The sequence below is a fragment of the Pseudomonas sp. GM60 genome (assembly GCF_000282415.1).
GTDB lineage: Bacteria > Pseudomonadota > Gammaproteobacteria > Pseudomonadales > Pseudomonadaceae > Aquipseudomonas > Aquipseudomonas migulae.
Genome location: NZ_AKJI01000053.1, coordinates 1 through 22,328, shown reverse-complemented (window position 1 = coordinate 22,328; position 22,328 = coordinate 1). Strand labels below are relative to the sequence as shown.

The window sequence follows — 22,328 nt, the reverse complement described above, 5'->3', positions numbered from 1 at the left end:
TCCAAGTGACTCGCCGTAAGGGCGAAACCAATACCAGCCATCACAAAAAAAACGGATATACCCCCAACCTACCCCCCAACCAAGCGCAAAGCCAAAGCCTTTGCCTGACTAGCCACGTCAGTCACCGCCGTACTCTCCCACCACATCCCCCGCAACGGCGGCCCCATGGCAAACAGTCGACTCGCAACCTGCCCATCACCACCCAGCACCGCGCCATCAACCGCCGCCGCAATCCCCAGTGCCAACGGCCCCGGCCGCACCAACCCACGGGCCAACAGCTGCTGCGGCAACGGTCGCGCCACCCGTCGCCAGTCGTACTCGATGCCACTGGAATTGATCAACGCCGCGCCACTGACGACAACCGTTTGCGCTTCACCACGTCGACGAATACGGATACTGACACCGCCCGAAGCCGGCTCCAGCCCTTTGAACGAAGCCGCCTGAATCCGCAACCGCCCTTCCCCGTGCAAGCGAGCAACCAACTGCGCACTCAACGGCGGCGACCGGTGATGATGACTTTCCCACCACGGCCGCACATGCCGTACAAACTGCCGACGCTGCCCATCCGTCGCCTGATTCCACAACCGACCGATATGCGCCCGCACCGTATCCAGTGGCGCCTGCCAGTCGACACCCTGCGCAATGGCATCCCGGCAATGCCGACGCAGTTCACACACCAACTGTCGCGGCGTACGAATGCTGTGATCCTCGGCAAGAAAATCCACCCACGCCGGTGGTTGTCGACGCACGTGCGGCAGCAAGCCATGCCGCGAAAACACTTCGATCGGCCCGCGATGCCCGGCCTGTTCCAACGACACCACGGCATCGACCATGGTCAGGCCCGAACCGATGATCAACACTGTCGATTGCGGATCCAGCTCACGCATCGCGGCAACATCCCAGGGATCAAGCGCCGCCGCGTTCAAGCCACTGGACTCGGTCTGCGGCGTGCGCGCAGCCGGAAACATCCCGGTCGCCAGCACCGCATAAGTGCCCTGCAACCGCTGGCCGTCACTCAAGCTCAGCCGCACCGAATCATCCAGCGCCTGCAAGTCCACCACCTCGGCCCGCACATGCTCGACCGTCGAGCCATTCAACGCGCCCAGGGCTTGCGCTTCGGCCAACCGTTGCTGCACGTACAACCCGAAAATCCCCCGGGGCGGAAATAACTCGCTGACTGGCACATGCTGCTCATCGGACTCCGGCCAGCCACCACCGGCGATGTACTCGGTCAGCCATTGCGTCAGGTCGTCGGCGTTGTCCGGGTCGACGCTCATGCGCGCCGCATTGCCGTTGAGCGTATGGCCCAACTCGACCGCGCTGTAGGCCTCGCCCCGTCCAAGTTCTGCCCGGGGCTCGATCACCAGCAACGAGCGTTTACCGGGCAGACGCAACAACTGCGCCGCCAGCATCGCGCCGCTGAGGCCACCGCCGACGATCAGGATGTCCGCATGGCGGATGGCGTCGGTCGCCTGTCCGCGTTGGGTTTCAGTCATGGCGTTCTCACTGCTCAGTGTTTACCTAAATAAAAGTCATGCAGATCGCCCCGCGCCAACAGCGCCTCGCTGCTGCCGGACAACACCACCCGGCCGGTGTCGAGGACATAGGCCTGAGAGGCGTACTTGAGCGCCACATTAATGTTTTGCTCGGCAATCAGAAAGCTCACCTGCTCGTCGCGATTGAGCTGGGCGACGATCTCGAAAATCTCCTGGACGATAATAGGCGCCAAACCCATGGAAGGTTCATCAAGCAGTACCAAAGTAGGACGTGTCATCAACGCCCGGCCGATGGCGACCATCTGCTGCTCGCCACCGGACGTCAGCCCGGCCTGGGTCTTGCGCTTGGTTTTCAGGCGCGGGAACCAGGCGTAAATCCGCTCCAGGTCCCGGGCCAGGTCCTGGCGGTTCAAGCCGCGCACGAAGCCGCCACTGCGCAGGTTGTCTTCGACCGTCAACTGCGGGAACACGTGGCGACCTTCCAGCACATGCACCATTCCTTGGCGCACCCGCAGACTGGGATCGACACCCGCCGTATCGCGGCCGAGAAACTCGATCGTGCCGCGACTGACTTGCGCCCGCTCGGCCCGCACCAGCCCGGAAATCGCCTTCAGCGTGGTGCTTTTACCGGCGCCGTTGGCCCCCAGCAACGCGACGATGCCGCCCTTGGGCACCGTCAGCGAAACCCCGGCCACGGCCAGGATCGCGCCGTCGTAGATCACCTCGATGTCGTTGACTCGCAACAGGTCGTTGGCGGCAATGTCGCTGGCGGCTTGGCTCATGGTTTATTCATCCCCAGTGCAAGTGCGTGGCGTCAGGTTTTTTTCCTTGGCGAACGCGGCGGATTTTTCATCGATCAAGGGCCGCAACAAGGCGCGGTCGGCGGCGATCCAGTCGCTGATCAGCGTCCAGTTCGCACCGTCCCACTGCTGAACCCGCGCCGAACCGCCGCCCTCGTGATCCTTGCAGGACAATTTGAGGTTTTGCATCAGGCCGAAATAACCCATGTCCTTGAGCCGCGCATCGTCGATGTTCAGGTGCTCCAGCCCCCAGCGGCCTTCTTCGCCGTTCAACGGACGCTTGCCAAATTTGCCTTGCGCAGTACGGATCGCTTCCACCATGACAGCGGCATTCACCAGCCCGGAGTTGTAGTAGACGCTGCCGAAATTTTTCAGGTCCTTGAGGTCGCTCTTGCCCTTGTCGAGGATGAATTGCTTGAGGCGTTTGTGAATCTCGAAATCAGCGCCTGCGGGGTATGGCGTCAGCGCCAGATAACCCTTCGCGGCGGCGCCTGCGGGCAACACGTCTTCGCTGGAACTGGCCCAGATGTCGCCGACGATGTGGTCCACTGGGAAGCCGAAACGCGCGGCGGTTTTCACGGCGACCGGCGTCGACACGCCCCATGTACGCAGGAACACCCAGTCCGGGTTGACCTGGCGAATCTGCCGCCATTGCGCCGATTGCTCGTTACCCGGATCGGCCACCGGAATCTGGATGTTCTCGAAGCCGTATTTCTCCGCCAACAGCTTCAACGGGCCGAGGGTTTCCCGGCCATACGCGGAGTCGTGATAGACCGTGGCAATCTTCTTGCCCTTGAGTTTGTCGAAACCACCCTCGCGCTGAGCGATGTAATTGATCAGGCTCGACGCCTCGCTGTAGAAGGTCAGCATCACCGGGAAGTTGTACGGGAACACCGTGCCGTCGGTGGCTTCGGTGCGCCCGTAGCCGAGGGTAATCAGCGGGATCTTGTCGACTTCCGCGCGCTCGCTCAACGCATAGGCCGCCGGCGCGCCGTTGGGTGAATAGATCGCCACTGGCGCGCCATCCAGGCCTTTCTTGAAGCGCTCATAACACTCGATGCCCTTCTCCGCCGTCCACTCGGTTTCGCATTCCTGCCACACCAGTTTGACGCCGTTGATTCCGCCTTCCACATCGTTGATGTAGTTCAGGTAATCGAGCATCCCGGCCCACACCTGCACGCCGCTGGAAGCGTAGGCGCCGACGCGATAGGTGGCCAACGGGAAGAATTGCTGGTCCGCCGAGGCCTGGACCACCGGCACTGCACTGCTGAAAACGGCCAGCGTCAAAGCGGCGCCGACCAACGAACGTTTCAAGGATGCACGCATGTTGTCTCTCTATCTAATAATGGAAAGGATTCAGAAGCGCAGCGGCCAGTGACTCAGCCGTTCACGAAGGTTGCCCAGCAGGCGGATCAGGCCTTCCGGCTCCTTGATCAGGAACAGGATGATCAGCACGCCGAAGATGATTTTTTGCAGGTTCTGCAACTGCCCGGCGTCCACCGAACCGCCGAACAAAGCTTGCCCGGCGTGGCTGAGCAGGATCGGCAACAGGCTGATGAACGCCGCACCGACGAAGTTGCCGGCGATGCTGCCCATGCCGCCGATAATGATGATGAACAGGATCTGGAACGACCGGTTGATATCGAAACTGCTGGCGCTGGCGGTGCCCAGGTAGGCGAAGGCCCACAGCGCGCCGGCGATGCCGAGGTAGAACGAACTGACGGCGAACGCCAGGTGTTTGTAGCGCACCACCGGAATGCCGATTACCGCTGCGGCGGTGTCCATGTCGCGGATCGCCATCCAGTTGCGGCCGATCTGGCTTTTCACCAGGTTCACCGCCACCCAGGTCAGCAACAATACGGTGGTCAGCGTCAGCAGATAGCGACCAAGCGGCGTGTTCAGGTCGTGGCCGAACAGCGCCAGTTTCGGTGCGGAAATGGTCCCGGACGATCCGTAGTTGTAGAACCAGGGGAATTTGACGAACAGCCACTCCAGGAAAAACTGCGCCGCCAGCGTGGTGACCATCAGGTAAAAGCCTTTGATCCGCGAACTCGGCAGGCCGAAAACAAAACCCACCACCGCGCTGATCAGCCCGCCGCCGAGCAACGCGACGGGCAAGCCCAGTTCAGGCAAGCGCAGCAAAAATCCATACGTGGCAAACGCGCCGACCGCCATGAACCCGGCCGCGCCGACCGAGGTCTGGCCGGTGTAGCCGGTGAGCAGGTTCAGGCCGAGCCCGGCCAGGGACAGCACCAGAAACGGGATCAGGATTGCGTTCAGCCAATAGTCGTTGCCGGTCAGCGGCACGACCACGAAGGCGATCAATAACAGGCCAAGCAGTCCAAACGGGATACGACGCTGGATCACCACCGACGGTGCGGTTTCGCGGGTAAGGGAAATCGACATGGGTTCAGACTCGCTCGATGGCGCGCTCGCCAAACAGGCCGGCGGGACGGATATACAGGAAGGCCAAGGCCAGGACATAGGCGAACCACGGGGTGATGCCGCCGCCGATCAGCGGACCGACGTAGACCTCGGCGAGGTTCTCCGCCGCGCCGACAATCAGCCCACCGACGATGGCCCCGCCAATCGAAGTGAAGCCACCGATGATCAGCACCGGCAAGGCTTTGAGCACCACCAGCGACAGCGAAAACTGCACCCCTTGGCGAGCGCCCCAAAGCAGTCCCGCCACCAACCCGACAACCCCGGCCACGGCCCAGACGATCTGCCAGATCCGGTTGAGGTTGATGCCAATCGACAACGCGGCGGTGGTGTCATCCGCCACCGCCCGCAACGACACGCCGATGCGGGTCTTGTTGAACAGCAACGCCAGCACCGTCACCAGCACAATGGCCGCCGCCGCGGCGATCAGGTCGAACTGGCTGACCATCATCCCGCCGATGAACACCGGCACGTCGTCTATCCCTAAGTCCAGCGCCCGCACTTGCGACCCCATCAAGCCTTGTGCCAGGCCTTCGATGATGAAGGACAGCCCAAGCGTGGCCATGAACAAGGTGATCTGCGAGCGGTTGACCAGTGGCCGCAGCACCAGCCGTTCGATCAGCAACGCGCCGATGATCATCACCACCACGGTCAGTAACAGCGCCAAGGCAAACGGCACGCCCTGATCGTGCAGGCTGACGAAGGTCAGCGCGGCGAACAGCAGCATCGCGCCCTGGGCAAAATTGAACACGCCGCTGGCCTTGTAGATCAGCACGAAGCCGATGGCGACCAGCGAATACATGGTCCCGGCGAGCAGGCCGCCGAGCAGGGTTTCGAAGAAGAACGTCATCAGTGCACCACTCCCAGATACGCCGCGATCACTTCGGGATCGGCCTGCACTTCGGCCGGCGTGCCGTCGCCAACCTTGCGCCCGTAATCGAGGACCACGACGTGGTCGGACAGGCCCATGACCACGCTTATGTCGTGCTCGATCAACACCACCGTGGTGCCAAGGTCGCGGTTGATGTCGGCGATGAAACGGGCCATTTCCTGTTTCTCTTCGGCGTTCATTCCGGCCATCGGCTCATCCAGCAGCAACAGGCGTGGGCCGGCGATCAAGGCGCGGCCGAGCTCTACACGTTTTTGCAGGCCGTAGGACAGATTGCCCACCGGCACATCGCGATGCGCCTGCAGCTCAAGGAATTCGAGAATGCCCTGGGCTTGTTGGCGGAAGGCTTCGGCCTCGCGGCGTGCTCGCGGCAGGTTGAGTGCCTGTTCGATGAAGCTGCTGCGCAAGTGCCGCGACAGGCCGGTGAGGATGTTGTCGATCACGCTCATTTTCTTGAACAACGCGTTGTTCTGGAACGTGCGGCCAATGCCTCGGCGCGCAGCGGTCAACGGGTCGATGCGTTTGAACGGCTGTTGTTCGAAGACAATCGAACCGGCGTCGAAGCGGTACACGCCGTTCAGCACGTTGAGCAGCGAACTCTTGCCCGCGCCGTTGGGGCCGATCAGCGCGCAGATCTCGCCCCGACGCACGTCGAAGGACAGCTCGTTGATCGCTTTCACGCCTTTGAAGGACAGGGAAATGCCGCTGACTTGCAGGATGGAATCGGTCGAAGTCATGCGATGTCCCGTTTGAATTCAGTGAGCCAGGTTGGCGCGGCTTTCACCTCAGGTGTGCGCGCGGCTTGCCAGATGTAATGCAGGTTGTGAAAACCGAGCAGTCGCCGAACGCGATTCTTGATCAGGCGTTGCAGGCCTTTTTCCGGGTGAGCGATGGCCCACTCGCAAAGACGTCGACGCCAGGTGCCTTGCGCGGCGAGGCGACTGTCGATTTCCTCAGCCAGCAATTGCAGGCGTTCGGCCGACAGCAGCAGCCCCGAAGGCGCCACCTCACGACGGTCGCGACTGGCACTGCCGGGGCTTTCCGGGAAAGCCAGAGATTGGCCGCTGCTCAGCCATTGCTCAAGCAACACCGTCAGGCCGGCCTGCCATTGCGTGCCCTCTTCGCTCCACAGTTGCGCGTTCTGGCGCCAACGGTTGAGGCGCTGCGGAGTGTCCACCGGGCCAAGCAGGTCGTTGAAGTTGAGCAGCGTTTGGCCCTGATTGAGCCACAGTTGCCGGGGCTGCCGGCCTTGAACGAAGGCGTGCGTGGGCCCACTGCGCCAGAGGGTTTTGTGCAGGGATTCGGGGTCGAGGTTGTCCGGCAGGGTCAGCAATTGCCCGCCAATGTGTTGTGCGGCCAGGGCCAGCAGCAACAGATTCGGTTCGAACGCACCGCTGAGCGCCAGGCGCGAATCTTCGGTAAAACCTTGTTGGCGCAAGCCGTCGGCCAAGCGCTCGACATCGCGCAGGGCATCGATCCAGCGCCAGACAAACCACTGACCATGGCGCTTGTGACGCAGCGCCGGCTGCAACGGACTGACCTGCGCCCAGTGACGCAATTGCTCCAGCGCCGTGGGCAGCTCGACCCGCCACTCGGCGGTGTCCGCGAGGGGCGGACGTTTGAGTTCATGCACGCTCATGGGTTGACCTCCTGTTCATGGGCAAAAGCGTGCGGTGGTCCGCTGGGCCAAAATCTCTAAAACACCACCATCCCCTGTAGGAGCCGGCTTGCCGGCGATAGCGGCGTGACAGCCGACATCAATGCTGGATGTACCGGCCTCTTCGCGGGCAAGCCACGCTCCTACAGGGTTTTGTGTTGTCTGCAAATATCATCCACAACACGAATCCTGTAGGAGCCGGCTTGCTGGCGATAGCGGCGTGACAGCCGACATCAATGCTGGATGTACCGGCCTCTTCGCGGGCAAGCCACGCTCCTACAGGGTTTTGTGTTGTTTGCAAATATCATCCACAACACGAATCCTGTAGGAGCCGGCTTGCTGGCGATGGCGGTGTGACAGCCGACATCAATGCTGGATGTACCGGCCCCTTCGCGAGCAGGCTCGCTCCCACAGGTTTCGTGTCGCCAGCGATATTTGTGCACGACACAAAACCTTGTAGGAGCCGGCTTGCCGGCGATGGCGTCTAGGCAGACACCACTTTTTTCTCCTGCTGCCGCAACCCCGCCAAATCCCGATACCCCGCGCCCGGATGAATCTCCGGCAACCGCGCGCCCTCCCCGAACAACTTCTCGCGCAAGGTCCCCGGTGCGTACTCGGTCTTGTAGACCCCACGCTTCTGCAACTCCGGCACCAGCAGTTCCACGGCGTCGATAAAGGTTTCGTGCGTCAGCGCATAGGCCAGGTTGAAGCCGTCCACATCGGTCTCTTCAACCCACTCCTGCAAAAGATCGGCAACTGTTTCGGGACTGCCTACAAACAGCGGACCAAACCCGCCAATCCCGACCCAGTCGGCCAGTTCATTCGGCGTCCAGACCTTGTTCGGATCGGCCGTGGAGAACGCTTCCACTGCCGATTGGATGGCGTTGGTGTGCACATGTTTGAGCGGTTCATCCGGTTTGAACTGACTGAAATCAATCCCGGTCCAGCCCGAAATCAATGCCATCGCACCTTCGTAGCTGACCCAGGTTTTGTATTCCTCGAACTTGGCTTTGGCCTTGGCATCGGTCTCACCGAGGATCACTGTTTGCAGGTTGAAGATCAGGATCTTCGACGGATCACGCCCGGCCTCGGCGGCGCGACGACGGATGTCGGCCACGGTCTTTTTCAGCAGCACTTTCGACGGCGCCGCCACAAACACACATTCGGCATGTTCAGCGGCGAACTGCTTGCCACGACTCGATGCGCCGGCCTGGTACAACACGGGCGTGCGTTGCGGTGACGGTTCGCAGAGGTGAATGCCCGGCACCTGGAAGTGTTTGCCGACGTGCTGGATTTCGTGAATTTTGCTCGGGTCACTGAAAATCCGACGCTCGCGATCGCGCAGGATCGCGCCCTCCTCCCAACTGCCTTCCCAGAGTTTGTAGCAAACCTCCAGGTACTCTTCGGCGAAGTCGTAGCGGGCGTCGTGTTCGGTCTGGTTTTTCTGGCCGAGGTTCTTTGCGCCACTCTCCAGGTAAGAGGTGACGATGTTCCAGCCGGCGCGGCCCTTGGTCAGGTGATCGAGGGTCGACAGGCGTCGGGCGAACGGATACGGGTGCTCAAACGACAGCGACGCAGTCAGGCCAAAACCCAGATGCTCGGTGACCAGCGCCATCGGCGGAATCAGTTGCAGCGGATCGTTGACCGGCACCTGCGCCGCCTGACGGATCGCCGCGTCACCGTTGCCGTTGTAGACGTCATAGATGCCGAGCACATCGGCAATGAACAACCCGTCGAACTTGCCGCGCTCGAGGATTTTCGCCAGATCGGTCCAGTACTCGAGGTCTTTGTATTGCCACGAACGGTCCCGTGGGTGCGCCCACAAACCGGGCGACTGGTGACCGACGCAGTTCATGTCGAAAGCGTTTAGACGAATTTCCCGGGCCATCAAACGGCGCTCCTGAAGCTTGGGGGATGAATGCCGTTAAGGCGAAAATTACCGATGAGGTGGAGTTTCCAGTGCAGCGGATCGTGCAGTGAGCCGGGCAATGTGGTGCGTTGCCCGGTGAGTTCAAACTCGGCGTGGCTTACGGTGTTGAGCGCCTCTGCACTGGAGAGGTGAGACTCGGCAATGGCGACGCTGACTTCGGTGTCGTCTTCGTGGCTATTCAAGAAATCGTCGGCACGTTCAAGCAGCGCGGCGGCGACTTCGATGCGGATCTGCACGTCGCCGAAACGGCTGATGACGTATGGGTCATCCTTGGTTTGAGTCTGCTGACGAACGAAGCGCAGGGTCGCATCGAGCAAACTGCGCGCGTTGTGCAAGTCATGCTGACTCTTGGCCAGGGGTTGCCCGGCAGCAATCGGTTGGGTCAAGGCATTCATGGTGGACTCCTCAGTTCCAGGCGTGGCGCGCAGGCTTGACGCCGTTGAGCAGGTAGTTGCCGATCAGGTGGTATTTCCAGCGGGCCGGGTCGTGCAGCGTATGAGTGCGGGCGTTGCGCCAGTGGCGGTCGAGGTTGTGCTTGCCGAGCACCGAGCGGGTGCCGGCCAGTTCGAAAAGTTTGCTGCTGGCGAGCAGCGCGATTTCGGCAGACAGGACTTTGGCCTGGGCGACCACCACCGAGGCATTGGCCACTGTGTCTTCATTGGGATTGAGCAACGCCGCATCGATGGCTTGCCCGGCTTTCTTGAGGATCGCTTCGGTGCCGTGGACCCGCCATTCGAGGTCGCCGATGGCGGCGATGCTGAACGGGTCCTGCCAGCCGTGGTCGTGTCCGCTGTCGATCCATGGTCGGGATTCACGGGCATAGCGCTTGGTTTCTTCCAGCGCGCCGACAGCAATGCCGGTGTCCACTGCGGCCTGAATGATCTGTGAAATCGGGCCGTCGGCGGTGGGTTCGTCGAACGCTTTGTGAGCCGGGATCACCGCGTTCAACGGCACCTTCACCGCATTCAACGTGACGCCGCCGCTGGCGGTGGTGCGCTGGCCAAAACCGTCCCAGCTGTCGATCACGGTCAGGCCGGGATTGTCGCGTTCGATGAACGCGATGAACGCCTGGTTCTGCTCGTTGACCGCCACCGCCGGGACGATGTGCGCGAACAGCGCGCCGGTGCAGTAGAACTTCTCGCCGTCGATCTGCGCGGTGTCTTTGTCGAAACGAATGCGGGTTTCGAAGGCCCCGGCGTTTTTGCTTTTGGCTTCGGAGAAGGCGTTGCCGAAGCGGTAACCCTGCAAGACTTTGCCGAAGTAGTAACGCTTCTGCTCTTCGGTGGCGGTTTGCAGCAGGATGTCGAGCACGCCGAGGTGATTCTGCGGGATCTGGCCGAGGGACGAGTCGGCGGCGGATATGATCTTGATCACTTCGGCGACGGTCACGTAGGAAACGCCGGCGCCACCGTATGCCTTGGGAACGGTGATGCCCCAGAGGCCGCTGGCGGAAAACTCGTCGAGCTCGGCGACCGGCAAGCGGCGCTCGCGATCGCGCACGCTGGCCTCGACGGCGAAGCGGGCAGCGAGTTTGTGAGCGACGGCGATTGCCTCGGCGTCCGAGCGGATCACATGGGCGGTGCGAGGGGTTTGGGCAGAGGCTGTCATGGGCCGACTCCGGGATTCTGGTGGATGCACCAGAGCTTTTGCAGGAGTCGTGCCTGAAATATTTTTTCTTATTTATCAGCTAGTTGAATAACTATCCGAGAAAGCCTTGCAGCTTTAAAACAACAAAGTGTCCATCCAGTGTTGGTCGACGAACAGTTAGATCACCACGTTTCGCACGAACCGTGCGGCGACCGGCCCATCATTGCGATAGCTGTGCGGCTGGTTGCTGGCAAACATATAGAACTCGCCGGCAGCGATCTCATGGGGCGTGTCGCTGAGCATCAGGGTCAGGCAGCCTTCGAACACATAGATCTGTTCGCTCCAGCCCTCGGCATCCGGTTGCGATGGGTATATTTCGCCCGGTTGCAGGCACCATTCCCACTGTTCCACTTCACGGGTGGCGGTGGCTTTGGACAGCAACACGGCTTTGCTGCCCGGAATCACCCCGGCCCAGGCCAGTTCGTTGATGCGGCTCGGGTCGCGGGCGTCCGGCGCCTGGATCAGGTCGCTGAAGGCCACGTCCAGCGCTTCGGCCACGCGGTCGAGGGTGGTCAGGCTGACGTTCTTCTCGCCGGCCTCGATGGCCACCAGCATCCGGCGGCTGACCCCGGACTTCTCGGCGAGCGCGGTCTGGCTCATGTCGGCGGCGTGGCGCAGACGCCGAACGTTCAGGCTGACGTGCTGAAGGACCGAAGCCCGTTGCGTTGAATCTTTGTGCACTATATTGCTCACTTGTCGGAGTTGGGCAGTATACTGCGCAACATTCGGCGCATTGTGCGTCGCCCTCAGGTAGCGCGCAAGGTCATGACGTCGTTGAACTCCTCCCCGGCTTCTTCCCGCAAGTTCAGCAAGGCCGAGTGCGTGCTGGTGCTGATCACCATGGTCTGGGGCGGGACTTTCTTGCTGGTGCAGCACGCGATGACCGTCAGCGGCCCGATGTTCTTCGTCGGCCTGCGCTTTGCCGCCGCCGCGTGCATCGTCGCCCTGTTCTCCTGGCGTCATCTGCGAGAAATGACCCTGTTCGAACTCAAGGCCGGCGCCTTTATCGGCGTGGCGATCATGCTCGGCTACGGCTTGCAGACCGTCGGATTGCAGAGCATTCCAAGCAGTCAGTCGGCATTCATTACCGCGTTGTATGTGCCCTTTGTGCCGCTGCTGCAATGGCTGGTGCTGGGGCGGCGTCCGGGGCTGATGCCGAGCATCGGGATCATGCTGGCGTTTACCGGGTTGATGTTGCTGTCGGGGCCGGCGGGCGCTTCGTTCAACTTCAGTCCAGGTGAAATCGCCACGCTGATCAGCGCCATCGCGATTGCCGCGGAAATCATTTTGATCAGCACCTACGCCGGCCAGGTCGATGTGCGCCGGGTGACGGTGGTGCAATTGGCGACCACCTCGGTGTTGTCGTTCTTGCTGGTGGTGCCGACTCAGGAAGTCATTCCTGACTTTTCATGGTTATTGCTGTGCAGCGCCCTCGGCCTCGGCGCGGCGAGTGCGGCGATTCAGGTGGCGATGAACTGGGCGCAGAAGAGCGTTTCACCGACGCGGGCGACGTTGATTTACGCGGGTGAGCCCGTGTGGGCCGGGATCGTCGGAAGGATCGCCGGAGAACGGTTGCCGGCGATTGCGTTGGTGGGCGCGGGGTTGATTGTGGCGGCGGTGATTGTGAGTGAGTTGAAGACCAAGGGTAAGGCTACTGCGGTCGAGGAAGAGTTGGAGCAGGAAACTCAGGGGTAAACCTCAAGATTTGAAGCGCCTGATAAATCGTCTTCGCCCCTTGCGACCACGTCGACCTTCACCTCTTTGCCGTACAACCCGGCATCCCGCTGCTCGACGCTCCGGAACATGCCAAACATATGATCGGCACCGCGCTCACTGGCACAGGCCTCTATTGACGGCATGCACGCCGCTCAAGCGGAAGGTGACGCATGAACCCGTACATATCGATGACCAACAATGATTGCGATATTCCGGTGCTGCTGGTCGCCATGTACACATCCCTCCTGTAGGAGCAAGCCGGCTCACAAAGGGTCCAGCCCCGTTGAACACAGCCCTCTGAAACAATGTGAATCAGGCATTTTCCGTCTACCTTGTAGGATTCTGCCACAGCTTGCCGTTTGGTGATCCGGGGACTGGCACGTATGATGCTTCACAAACTTCCGCAGATTAGAAGCCTATGTCCCTGATAGTTCTACTGCTTCTGCCCTTTGTCGGCAGCTGTCTGGCAGCCGTGCTGCCGCACAACGCGCGTAACACTGAATCTTTGTTGGCTGGCGTCGTTGCCCTTATAGGCACCGTCCAGGTCGCACTCCTGTACCCGCAGATCGCCCATGGTGGCGTCATTCGCGAAGAGTTTTTCTGGCTGCCCAGCCTCGGCCTGAACTTTGTACTGCGCATGGACGGATTTGCCTGGCTGTTCTCGATGCTGGTGCTGGGCATCGGCACGCTGGTGTCCTTGTATGCCCGCTATTACATGTCGCCGGATGATCCGGTGCCACGGTTCTTCGCGTTTTTCCTGGCGTTCATGGGCGCCATGCTCGGCCTGGTGATTTCCGGAAACCTGATCCAGATCGTGTTTTTCTGGGAGTTGACCAGCCTCTTTTCATTCCTGTTGATCGGCTATTGGCACCACCGCGCCGATGCGCGACGCGGCGCTTACATGGCGCTGATGGTCACCGGCGCGGGCGGTTTGTGCCTGCTGGCAGGGGTCATGCTGCTTGGCCATGTGGTCGGCAGCTATGACCTGGACAAGGTCCTGGCCGCCGGCGATCTGATTCGCGCACATGCCCTCTACCCTCTTTTGCTTCCCCTGATTCTGATCGGCGCCCTGAGTAAAAGCGCACAATTCCCCTTCCACTTCTGGCTGCCCCACGCGATGGCGGCGCCGACACCGGTCTCGGCGTATCTGCACTCGGCGACCATGGTAAAGGCCGGGGTGTTTCTGCTGGCGCGGCTGTGGCCGTCGTTGTCCGGCAGTGAGGAATGGTTCTACATCGTCAGCGGCGCCGGTGCCTGCACCCTGTTACTTGGCGCGTACTGCGCGATGTTCCAGAACGACCTCAAAGGCCTGCTCGCGTACTCGACCATCAGCCACCTCGGCCTGATCACCCTGCTGCTGGGCCTGAACAGTCCGCTGGCCGCCGTGGCCGCGGTGTTCCACATCCTCAACCACGCTACCTTCAAGGCGTCGCTGTTCATGGCGGCCGGGATCATCGACCACGAAAGCGGCACCCGCGACATTCGCAAGCTCAGCGGCCTGATCAAACTGATTCCGTTCACCGCAACGTTGGCCATGGTCGCCAGCGCCTCGATGGCGGGCGTGCCGTTGCTCAACGGTTTCCTGTCGAAAGAGATGTTCTTCGCCGAAACCGTGTTCATCAACGCGACCGCCTGGATCGAGCTGACCCTGCCCATCGTCGCAACCATCGCCGGCACGTTCAGTGTTGCCTATTCGCTGCGTTTCACCGTCGACGTGTTCTTCGGGCCGACCGCCACCGACCTGCCGCACACCCCGCACGAACCGCCACGCTGGATGCGTGCGCCGGTGGAATTGCTGGTGTTCACCTGCCTGATCGTGGGGATTTTCCCGGCGCAAGTGGTCGGCTCGTTACTGGCTGCCGCTGCCCTGCCCGTCGTCGGCGGCACCTTGCCTGAATACAGCCTGGCGATCTGGCACGGCTGGAACGCGCCGATGATCATGAGCCTGATCGCCATGTCCGGCGGCATCGTGCTCTACCTGCTGCTGCGCAACCAGTTCAAGCACGGACGTTTCAAATACCCGCCGGTGATTGGCCTGCTCAACGGCAAGCGCCTGTTCGAGCGCAGCCTGGTGATCATGATGCGCCTGGCCCGTCGTCTGGAGCGACGGATCAGCACCAGACGCCTGCAAACCCAACTGTTCCTGATGGTGCTCGCCGCCGTGCTGGCCGGGTTGATCCCGATGCTGCACAGTAGCCTGAGCTGGGGTGACCGGCCGAAAATTCCGGGCTCGATCGTGTTCGTGACCTTGTGGCTGCTGGCGATTGCCTGTGCCCTCGGCGCGGCGTGGCAAGCCAAGTATCACCGGCTCGCGGCCCTGACCATGGTCAGCGTCTGTGGACTGATGACCTGCGTCACCTTCGTCTGGTTCTCCGCGCCAGACCTGGCGCTGACGCAACTGGTGGTTGAAGTGGTGACCACGGTGCTGATCCTGCTGGGCCTGCGTTGGTTGCCGCGACGGATCGAAGAGGTTTCGCCGCTGCCGAGCAGCCTGCGCAAGGCACGCATCCGGCGTCTGCGCGACTTGCTGCTGTCGATCGCCGTCGGGGGCGGCATGGCGTTGCTGTCGTACGCAATGCTGACGCGCCAGACGCCCAACGACATTTCCTCGTTCTACCTCAGCCGAGCCCTGCCGGAAGGTGGCGGCAGCAACGTGGTCAACGTGATGCTGGTGGACTTCCGTGGCTTCGATACCCTCGGCGAAATCACCGTGCTGGTGGCCGTGGCGCTGACTGTGTTCGCGCTGTTGCGACGCTTCCGCCCGCCGAAAGAAAGCCTGCAACTGCCGGCGCAACAGCGCTTGCTCGCGCCCGACGTGGTCACCGATCTGGTCAACCCGCGTCACGCCAGCGACACCGCACTCGGCTTCATGATGGTGCCAGCGGTGCTGGTGCGCATGCTGTTGCCGATTGCGTTCGTGGTCTCGATCTACCTGTTCATGCGCGGCCACAACCAGCCGGGCGGCGGGTTTGTCGCGGGGCTGGTGATGTCGGTGGCGTTCATCCTGCAATACATGGTCGCCGGCACGCAGTGGGTCGAGGCACAAATGAGCCTGCGCCCACTGCGCTGGATGGGCACCGGTTTGCTGTTCGCCACGGTCACCGGGCTCGGGGCGATGGCGGTCGGTTATCCGTTCCTGACCACCCACACCTGGCATGCCGAACTGCCGGTGTTAGGCGACATTCACATCGCCAGCGCACTGTTCTTCGACATCGGCGTGTACTCGGTTGTGGTCGGCTCGACGCTGTTGATCCTCACCGCCCTAGGCCACCAATCGGTACGCGGCCATAAAACCGCTGCCCAGCCCAGATCCGTCGCCACGAAAGGAGCCGTCTGATGGAAGAAGTCATCGCAATCGCCATCGGCGTACTGGCCGCGTCCGGTGTCTGGCTAGTGCTACGGCCACGGACGTTCCAGGTGGTCATGGGCCTGTGCCTGCTGTCGTACGGCGTCAATCTGTTCATCTTCAGCATGGGCAGTCTGTTCATCGGCAAAGAGCCGAACATCAAGGACGGCGTGCCGCAAGATCTGTTGCATTACACCGACCCGCTGCCACAAGCGCTGGTGCTGACCGCCATCGTGATCAGCTTCGCCATGACCGCGCTGTTTCTCGTCGTGCTTCTGGCTTCGCGTGGCTTGACCGGCACCGACCATGTGGATGGCCGGGAGCCTAAAGAATGAATGCGATGACGCACCTGATCGCCGCACCGATTCTGTTGCCGCTGCTGACCGCCGCCATCATGCTGATGCTGGGCGAGAAGCACCGCCCGCTGAAGGCCAAAATCAACCTGCTCTCCAGCCTCTTGGGGCTGGGCATCGCCGTGCTGTTGCTGCAATGGACGCAAACCACTGATGTGCCCGGCTCCATCGGCGTCTACCTGCCGGGCAACTGGCAAGTACCGTTCGGGATCGTGCTGGTGGTCGATCGCCTGTCCGCGCTGATGCTGGTGCTGACCGGGATCATCGGCGTCAGCGCCCTGCTGTTCGCGATGGCCCGATGGGACGGCGCCGGTTCGAGTTTCCACGCGCTGTTCCAGATTCAGATGATGGGTTTGTATGGCGCCTTCCTGACGGCGGACCTGTTCAACCTGTTCGTGTTTTTCGAGGTACTGCTGGCGGCATCTTACGGCCTGATGCTCCACGGTTCTGGCCGGGCGCGGGTGTCGTCGGGGTTGCATTACATCTCGATCAATCTGCTGGCCTCGTCGCTGTTCCTGATCGGCGCGGCGCTGATCTACGGCGTCACCGGCACCCTGAACATGGCTGACCTGGCGCTGAAAATCCCGCTGGTGCCGGAAGCCGATCGCGGCTTGCTGCATGCCGGCGCGGCGATTCTCGCCGTGGCGTTCCTGGCCAAGGCCGGGATGTGGCCGCTGAATTTCTGGCTGGTGCCGGCCTATTCCTCGGCCAGCGCGCCGGTGGCGGCGATGTTCGCGATCATGACCAAGGTCGGCGTCTACACCTTGCTGCGCCTGTGGACCTTGCTGTTCTCCGGTCAAGCCGGTGCATCGGCGTACTTTGGTGGCGACTGGCTGATCTACGGCGGCATGGCAACCATTGTCTGCGCCGCCGTGGCGATCCTCGCCGCGCAACGTCTGGAACGCATGGCCAGCCTGAGCATTCTGGTGTCGGCAGGGATTCTGCTGTCGGCCATCGGTTTCGCCCAGCCGAACCTGATCGGCGCGGCGCTGTTCTATCTCGTCAGCTCGACCCTGGCGTTGAGCGCGTTGTTCCTGCTGGCCGAGTTGATCGAACGTTCGCGTTCGGCCAATGAAATGCCGCTGTTCGATGACGCCGACCTGATTGCGCGGCCGCTGGAACCCCTGCAACCGCTCAAAGGCATCAACCTCGACGATGAACAGAAAGCCGTGGTCGGCCAGGTGATTCCCTGGACCATGGCGTTTCTCGGCTTGAGCTTCATCGCTTGCGCGTTGCTGATCATCGGCATGCCGCCGCTGTCCGGTTTCATCGGCAAACTTGGTTTACTGCACGCCCTGCTCAACCCGCTGGGCCTGGGCAATGGCGCGGATGAACCGGTGTCGAACGCCGCGTGGGGTTTGTTGGCGTTGCTGATTCTCTCCGGGCTGGCGTCGTTGATTGCCTTTTCGCGCCTGGGCATCCAGCGTTTCTGGACGCCTGAAGAACGGCCATCACCCTTGCTGCGACGGCTCGAATGTGTGCCGATCATCGCGCTGTTGGGCCTGAGCATTCTGCTGACCTTCAAGGCCGAGCCGTTGCTGCGTTACACCCAGGCCGCCGCACAGACCTTGAACAATCCGCAGCAATACGTGATGGCGGTGCTTGGCACCCGGGCAGTTCCGAGTCCGGAAGCCAAAGCGGCCGTCGCGGAGGTGCAGCCATGAGGCGTCTGTTTCCTGCACCTTGGTTGTCGCTGGCGCTGTGGTTGTTGTGGCTGGTGCTGAACCTGTCGATAAGCCCCGGCAACCTGTTGCTGGGCGCAGTGCTCGGGTTTTGTGCGCCGTTGATGATGCGCAAGTTGCGCCCCCTGCCGATTCGCACTCGGCGTCCCGGCGTGATTCTGCGTTTGTTCTTCATCGTCGGTCGCGACGTGCTGGTCTCCAACCTTGCTGTGGCCTGGGGTGTCTTGAACGCCGGCCGACGCCCGCCGCGCTCGCAGTTCATCAAGGTTCCGCTGGATTTGCGCGACGCCAACGGCCTGGCAGCACTGGCGATGATCTGCACGGTGGTGCCCGGTACGGTCTGGTCCGAACTGGCGCTGGACCGCAGCATTTTGTTGCTGCACGTCTTCGATCTGGATGACGAAGCGCTGTTCATCGAGCATTTCAAGGCGACCTACGAACGCCCGTTGATGGAGATTTTCGAATGAGCCCGTTGCTGTCGAATGCGGTTCTGCTGAGCCTGTTCATTTTTTCGCTGGCGATGGTCCTGACCCTGATCCGCCTGTTCAAAGGGCCGTCGGCGCAGGACCGGGTTCTGGCGCTGGATTACCTGTACATCATCGCGATGCTGATGATGCTGACACTGGGTATTCGTTATGCCAGTGACACCTACTTCGAAGCGGCGCTGCTGATCGCGCTGTTCGGCTTCGTCGGCTCGTTTGCCCTGGCGAAATTCCTGCTGCGTGGCGAGGTGATCGAATGAACGCTGAACTGTCTCTGTGGGTGGAAATCCCGGTGGCGATCCTGCTGGTACTCAGCAGTGTTTTTGCGCTGATCGGCGCGATCGGGCTGGTGCGGATGAAGGATTACTTCCAGCGCATGCACCCGCCGGCGCTGGCCTCGACATTGGGTGCGTGGTGCGTGGCGCTGGGGTCGATCATCTACTTTTCGGCGCTCAAGTCCGGGCCGGTGCTGCATGCCTGGCTGATCCCGATCCTGCTGGCGATTACGGTGCCGGTGACCACGTTGCTGCTGGCGCGGGCGGCGTTGTTCCGCAAGCGTATGGCGGGGGATGATGTGCCGGCTGAGGTGAGTAGTCGGCGAACTGAGAGTGGGAGTTAAGTCCGGGGATTTGTGTTGATTGTTCGGGCCTCATCGCCGGCAAGCCGGCTCCTACAAAGGGTTTGTGTTCACCTGTAGGAGCCGGCTTGCCGGCGATGCTTTTCAAATCCACGCGACGACCAGCAACCCCGCCCCCAACACCACACACAACGGCGAATACACCCACGTATCCAGGCGGGCAAATTCCGATCCCTTGACCTGCTTGAAAAACCCCACCAGGTTCGAATCGCCGATCGCCCGGGCGAACATCAGCATGGCGATGGCGCTGATCACCCATTGCAGCGATTGATGGGTCACCGCCGGCACCCACCAGCCAACGCGCAAACACACCAGCGCTGCAATCAGCAGCAATCCGAAAGCCACCAATAACGTCAGCCACCTCGAAGGCTTGAATGCGGGTCGCGATTGCGCGCCGTCCTCCCCCGGCACTTGCGGCACGGCCGCCACGAAAGCCCACTGGCCACCCAGCGCCCAGTAGACATGTATCAGGCTGATCACCGCGAAGATCGTCACCAGCCATTGAGCCAACACAAACGTCATGTCGAGGATCCTTGATAGTGAATTAACAGAATCATCCTAGTCGGCATTTTTAGAAGTGCGCGGCTGATCAACGGTGGTAAAGTGCCACCCCATGAAACTCGCCCGGACCGATCGCTCACTCATTGCATGGATGCTTTATTGCTGCGTCCTGTTCAATGTGTTCGCCTGCAGCATCGGTCATGGGCAAATGGTCGGGGCGCAGCTCAACGGCCTCGGCGGCCAGTTCTGTACGGTTGACCCGCGCACTCAGGCACCTGCGTCCTCAAACACTTCCGAAGAGCAACTGCCGACACTGTCGAAAGCCTTCGGCTGTCCGTTGTGCTCCACAGGCGGCATGGGCCCGGCGCTCAATTCCAGCCTGACCCTGGCGATCCTCCCGCAAACACACAGCCCACCCTTGGCGGTCGTCGCCAACGCTGACCTCCCTGCCCGCTTCACCTGGCCCTCGGCCAACCCCCGCGCCCCGCCGTTCGCCTGAATCCTTCGCCATTCAATCAGCTCACTTCGCCAACGCGAGGCGTTCGCCTGTGCGCTGTTTCCTAGCAAGCATTCAGGATTCATCGATGAAAACCATTCCTTTGCTGGCCAGCCTGTTCGGCTGCCTGTCCGTTAACGTCTGGGCGCAATCCACAGTGGACCTCGCACCAATCACCATTGATGGCGAAGCACCCGCAGAGCCGGGTTTAAGCCTGGACCAGTCCAGCGGCATGGCCTCGCGCCTGGGGCTGAGCGTGCGTGAAACCCCGGCGTCGGTGGCGATTGCCAACCGCAATGACATCGAACGCCACGGCGCGCAAAACTTCCAGGACGCCGCCAACACCTTGCCCGGTGTGAATGCCAGTGCGCCGCCGGGTTTCGGCGGGTTCGTCTCCTACCGTGGTTTCACCAGCAGCCAGATCACCCAGATGTTCAATGGCGTGAACGTCTCCGGCGGCCTTGCCCGGCCCGTGGATGCGTGGATCTATGATCGGGTGGAACTGGTGGGCGGCCCGTCATCGCTGATCAATGGCGCCGGCTCCGTGGGCGGTTCGCTGAACTACGTGACCAGACTGGCGACCCGTGAAGAGCAAGCGGTCGAAGGCCGGATCAGCTACGGCAGTTACGACACCACCGAGACCGCGTTCGGCCTCAACCATGCCCTCAGTGAAGCCGGCGCGGATGTGCAGCACTACGCGCGGCTGGATGTCAGCCACAACACCGGCAACGGCTACATCGATCGCCAGGAGCGCGATGCGTGGAGCGTGGCGTTTTCGCTGCTCAGTGACCTGACGCCAAACCTGTCCCACACCCTGGCCCTGGAATATCAGGATGAACACGAAGACAGCCCTTACTGGGGCACGCCAGTGCTCAACCCCAAGGCCGGTAAATTGAAGATCGACAAGCACAACCGCTTCAACAACTACAACGTCGAGGACGGCCGTTACGAGCAGCGCACGATCTGGGTGCGCTCGATCATCGATTACCGGATCAACGACAGCACCACCTTGCGCAACACGCTTTATCACCTCGACAGTCAGCGCGATTACCGCAACCTGGAAACCTATCAGTACAGCGCCAACAACCGCGCGGTGAACCGTTCCACGGCGTATCAGGTGCGCCATCAGGGCGAGCAGAACGGCAACCAGTTCGAACTGCGTCACGACAACACGCTGTTTGGCCTGGACACCACCTGGTCCGGCGGTTTCGAGTACAAGGTCAACCAGACCACCAATTCGCCGCTGAACGTCAAAGGCGCGAGCACGGTCGACCCGAACAACTTTCAGCCGGGACATTTCTACGACATCCCGGGCACCCGGCCGGGGTTTGTCAGCGACAAGACCAACGAAGTCACCACCAAGGCACTGTTCGCCGAGAACCGCCTGGCGCTGACCGATAAATTGTCGTTGCTGACCGGGCTGCGTTACGACGACATCGATCTGGACGTGACCAACCACCGGGAAGTGACCGCCAGCAATCCACGTCATCTCAAACGTAGCTGGGAGCCTGTGACTGGTCGCGTCGGTCTGACCTACCAGTTCATCCCAAACGCCAACGTCTACGTGCAATACAGCACCGCCGCCGAACAACCCAACGGCACGCAGGATTTTGATGTCTCGACCGGCAAGCAATGGGAAGTCGGCAGCAAATTCGACTACCTGGACGGTCGCGGTTCGGCGACGCTGGCGGCGTACACGATTGAGCGCAAAGACTTCGCGGTGACCGATCCGCTGGACCCGACGCTTAGCATTCCCGTGGGCCAGCAGACGTCCAAAGGCATCGAACTGGCCAGTTCGCTGCGGATCACCGACAAGCTGTTGGCCGAAGGCAACTTTGCCTGGGTTGACGCTCAGTACGACGAGTTCACCGAGAAGAATGCTGCGGGTGTGGTGGTGTCACGCAAGGGCAACACACCGACCAACGTGCCGGACCGGGTCGGCAATCTGTGGCTGACCTATGATTTTGCGCCGCAATGGCAAGGCGGTGTCGATGCGCGGTACGTCGCCTCGGTGTTTGCCGACAGCGCCAACACGATGACCGTGCCGTCTTATACGCTCTATGGCACGTTTCTCAGCTACAAGGTCGATCGGCACACCACCGTCACTGGTCGGGTACGCAACCTGACCAACGAGGTGTATGCCGAGTTTGCGCACGTGTCGCCGGCGTATTACCTGGGTACACCGCGCACCTTCGAGCTGGCGGTGCAAACCCGGTTTTAGTGCTCGATCCACACTCCCTGTAGGAGCCGGCTT

The 22,328-nt window shown here is 61.5% G+C and carries 21 protein-coding genes; 9 read left to right on the top strand and 12 right to left on the bottom strand.

Annotation, left to right across the window (positions count from 1 at the left end; translation table 11 throughout):
• Positions 1 to 68 precede the first annotated feature (68 nt).
• The 11 genes from PMI32_RS15185 to PMI32_RS15235 form a co-directional block, all read right to left on the bottom strand.
• Complete coding sequence (locus tag PMI32_RS15185) at positions 69 to 1,496, bottom strand: FAD/NAD(P)-binding protein (RefSeq protein ID WP_008029217.1); 1,428 nt, start codon at positions 1,494 to 1,496, stop codon at positions 69 to 71.
• A 14-nt stretch (positions 1,497 to 1,510) separates the two neighbouring features.
• Positions 1,511 to 2,278 (bottom strand): ABC transporter ATP-binding protein, encoded by a 768-nt coding sequence (locus PMI32_RS15190; protein ID WP_008029215.1) that lies wholly within the window; start codon positions 2,276 to 2,278, stop codon positions 1,511 to 1,513.
• A 3-nt stretch (positions 2,279 to 2,281) separates the two neighbouring features.
• The gene (locus PMI32_RS15195) at positions 2,282 to 3,622 is read right to left on the bottom strand and encodes an ABC transporter substrate-binding protein (RefSeq protein WP_008029213.1); all 1,341 of its coding nucleotides are present in this window, start codon (positions 3,620 to 3,622) and stop codon (positions 2,282 to 2,284) included.
• Between the two features lie 30 nt (positions 3,623 to 3,652).
• Entirely contained in the window at positions 3,653 to 4,702 is a 1,050-nt protein-coding gene (locus tag PMI32_RS15200) for a branched-chain amino acid ABC transporter permease (protein ID WP_008029211.1), read from the bottom strand.
• Between the two features lie 4 nt (positions 4,703 to 4,706).
• Positions 4,707 to 5,588 (bottom strand): branched-chain amino acid ABC transporter permease, encoded by an 882-nt coding sequence (locus PMI32_RS15205; protein WP_008029209.1) that lies wholly within the window; start codon positions 5,586 to 5,588, stop codon positions 4,707 to 4,709.
• The gene (locus PMI32_RS15210) at positions 5,588 to 6,364 is read right to left on the bottom strand and encodes an ABC transporter ATP-binding protein (RefSeq protein WP_008029206.1); all 777 of its coding nucleotides are present in this window, start codon (positions 6,362 to 6,364) and stop codon (positions 5,588 to 5,590) included. The genes PMI32_RS15205 and PMI32_RS15210 overlap by 1 nt, the downstream gene beginning before the upstream one ends.
• A complete protein-coding gene (locus tag PMI32_RS15215) occupies positions 6,361 to 7,266 on the bottom strand; it encodes an AMP-binding protein (protein WP_008029204.1) in 906 nt (301 codons plus the stop codon). The genes PMI32_RS15210 and PMI32_RS15215 overlap by 4 nt, the downstream gene beginning before the upstream one ends.
• 502 nt (positions 7,267 to 7,768) lie before the next feature.
• Positions 7,769 to 9,172, bottom strand: coding sequence for an LLM class flavin-dependent oxidoreductase (locus PMI32_RS15220; protein WP_008029202.1), 1,404 nt, complete (start codon positions 9,170 to 9,172; stop codon positions 7,769 to 7,771).
• Positions 9,172 to 9,609 carry an acyl-CoA dehydrogenase family protein gene (locus PMI32_RS15225; protein ID WP_008029201.1) on the bottom strand — a complete coding sequence of 146 codons (438 nt, stop codon included), beginning with the start codon at positions 9,607 to 9,609 and terminating at the stop codon, positions 9,172 to 9,174. The genes PMI32_RS15220 and PMI32_RS15225 overlap by 1 nt, the downstream gene beginning before the upstream one ends.
• Positions 9,610 to 9,619: 10 nt before the next feature.
• Positions 9,620 to 10,822 carry an SfnB family sulfur acquisition oxidoreductase gene (locus tag PMI32_RS15230; protein ID WP_008029199.1) on the bottom strand — a complete coding sequence of 401 codons (1,203 nt, stop codon included), beginning with the start codon at positions 10,820 to 10,822 and terminating at the stop codon, positions 9,620 to 9,622.
• A gap of 156 nt (positions 10,823 to 10,978) precedes the next feature.
• Positions 10,979 to 11,542: a helix-turn-helix domain-containing protein gene (locus PMI32_RS15235; RefSeq protein ID WP_008029196.1), complete on the bottom strand. Its 564-nt coding sequence runs from the start codon at positions 11,540 to 11,542 to the stop codon at positions 10,979 to 10,981.
• On the opposite strand from PMI32_RS15235, the gene PMI32_RS15240 reads away from it, so the two are divergent.
• From PMI32_RS15240 to PMI32_RS15270, 7 genes are all read left to right on the top strand, one after another.
• Positions 11,537 to 12,556, top strand: a complete 1,020-nt coding sequence (locus tag PMI32_RS15240; protein ID WP_032828752.1) for a DMT family transporter — start codon at positions 11,537 to 11,539, stop codon at positions 12,554 to 12,556. The two genes, PMI32_RS15235 and PMI32_RS15240, sit on opposite strands and share 6 nt — an antisense overlap.
• A gap of 439 nt (positions 12,557 to 12,995) precedes the next feature.
• A complete protein-coding gene (locus PMI32_RS15245) occupies positions 12,996 to 15,914 on the top strand; it encodes a monovalent cation/H+ antiporter subunit A (protein ID WP_008029188.1) in 2,919 nt (972 codons plus the stop codon).
• Entirely contained in the window at positions 15,914 to 16,258 is a 345-nt protein-coding gene (locus tag PMI32_RS15250) for a Na+/H+ antiporter subunit C (protein ID WP_008029186.1), read from the top strand. Before PMI32_RS15245 ends, PMI32_RS15250 begins: the two co-directional genes overlap by 1 nt.
• Positions 16,255 to 17,940 carry a monovalent cation/H+ antiporter subunit D gene (locus PMI32_RS15255; RefSeq protein ID WP_008029183.1) on the top strand — a complete coding sequence of 562 codons (1,686 nt, stop codon included), beginning with the start codon at positions 16,255 to 16,257 and terminating at the stop codon, positions 17,938 to 17,940. Before PMI32_RS15250 ends, PMI32_RS15255 begins: the two co-directional genes overlap by 4 nt.
• Positions 17,937 to 18,425, top strand: coding sequence for a Na+/H+ antiporter subunit E (locus PMI32_RS15260; protein WP_008029181.1), 489 nt, complete (start codon positions 17,937 to 17,939; stop codon positions 18,423 to 18,425). The genes PMI32_RS15255 and PMI32_RS15260 overlap by 4 nt, the downstream gene beginning before the upstream one ends.
• A complete protein-coding gene (locus PMI32_RS15265; RefSeq protein WP_008029179.1) occupies positions 18,422 to 18,700 on the top strand; it encodes a K+/H+ antiporter subunit F in 279 nt (92 codons plus the stop codon). The genes PMI32_RS15260 and PMI32_RS15265 overlap by 4 nt, the downstream gene beginning before the upstream one ends.
• Positions 18,697 to 19,059, top strand: coding sequence for a Na+/H+ antiporter subunit G (locus PMI32_RS15270; protein ID WP_008029177.1), 363 nt, complete (start codon positions 18,697 to 18,699; stop codon positions 19,057 to 19,059). The genes PMI32_RS15265 and PMI32_RS15270 overlap by 4 nt, the downstream gene beginning before the upstream one ends.
• A 102-nt stretch (positions 19,060 to 19,161) precedes the next feature.
• On the opposite strand, the gene PMI32_RS15275 is transcribed toward PMI32_RS15270, so the two are convergent.
• Positions 19,162 to 19,599: a DUF3995 domain-containing protein gene (locus PMI32_RS15275; protein WP_008029174.1), complete on the bottom strand. Its 438-nt coding sequence runs from the start codon at positions 19,597 to 19,599 to the stop codon at positions 19,162 to 19,164.
• A gap of 91 nt (positions 19,600 to 19,690) precedes the next feature.
• On the opposite strand from PMI32_RS15275, the gene PMI32_RS15280 reads away from it, so the two are divergent.
• Together PMI32_RS15280 and PMI32_RS15285 are read left to right on the top strand one after the other, a co-directional pair.
• On the top strand, positions 19,691 to 20,077 hold the full coding sequence (locus PMI32_RS15280) for a DUF2946 domain-containing protein (RefSeq protein WP_008029173.1): 387 nt from the start codon (positions 19,691 to 19,693) through the stop codon (positions 20,075 to 20,077).
• Between the two features lie 85 nt (positions 20,078 to 20,162).
• Positions 20,163 to 22,295, top strand: a complete 2,133-nt coding sequence (locus PMI32_RS15285; protein WP_008029170.1) for a TonB-dependent receptor — start codon at positions 20,163 to 20,165, stop codon at positions 22,293 to 22,295.
• The last annotated feature ends 33 nt before the right edge of the window (positions 22,296 to 22,328 follow it).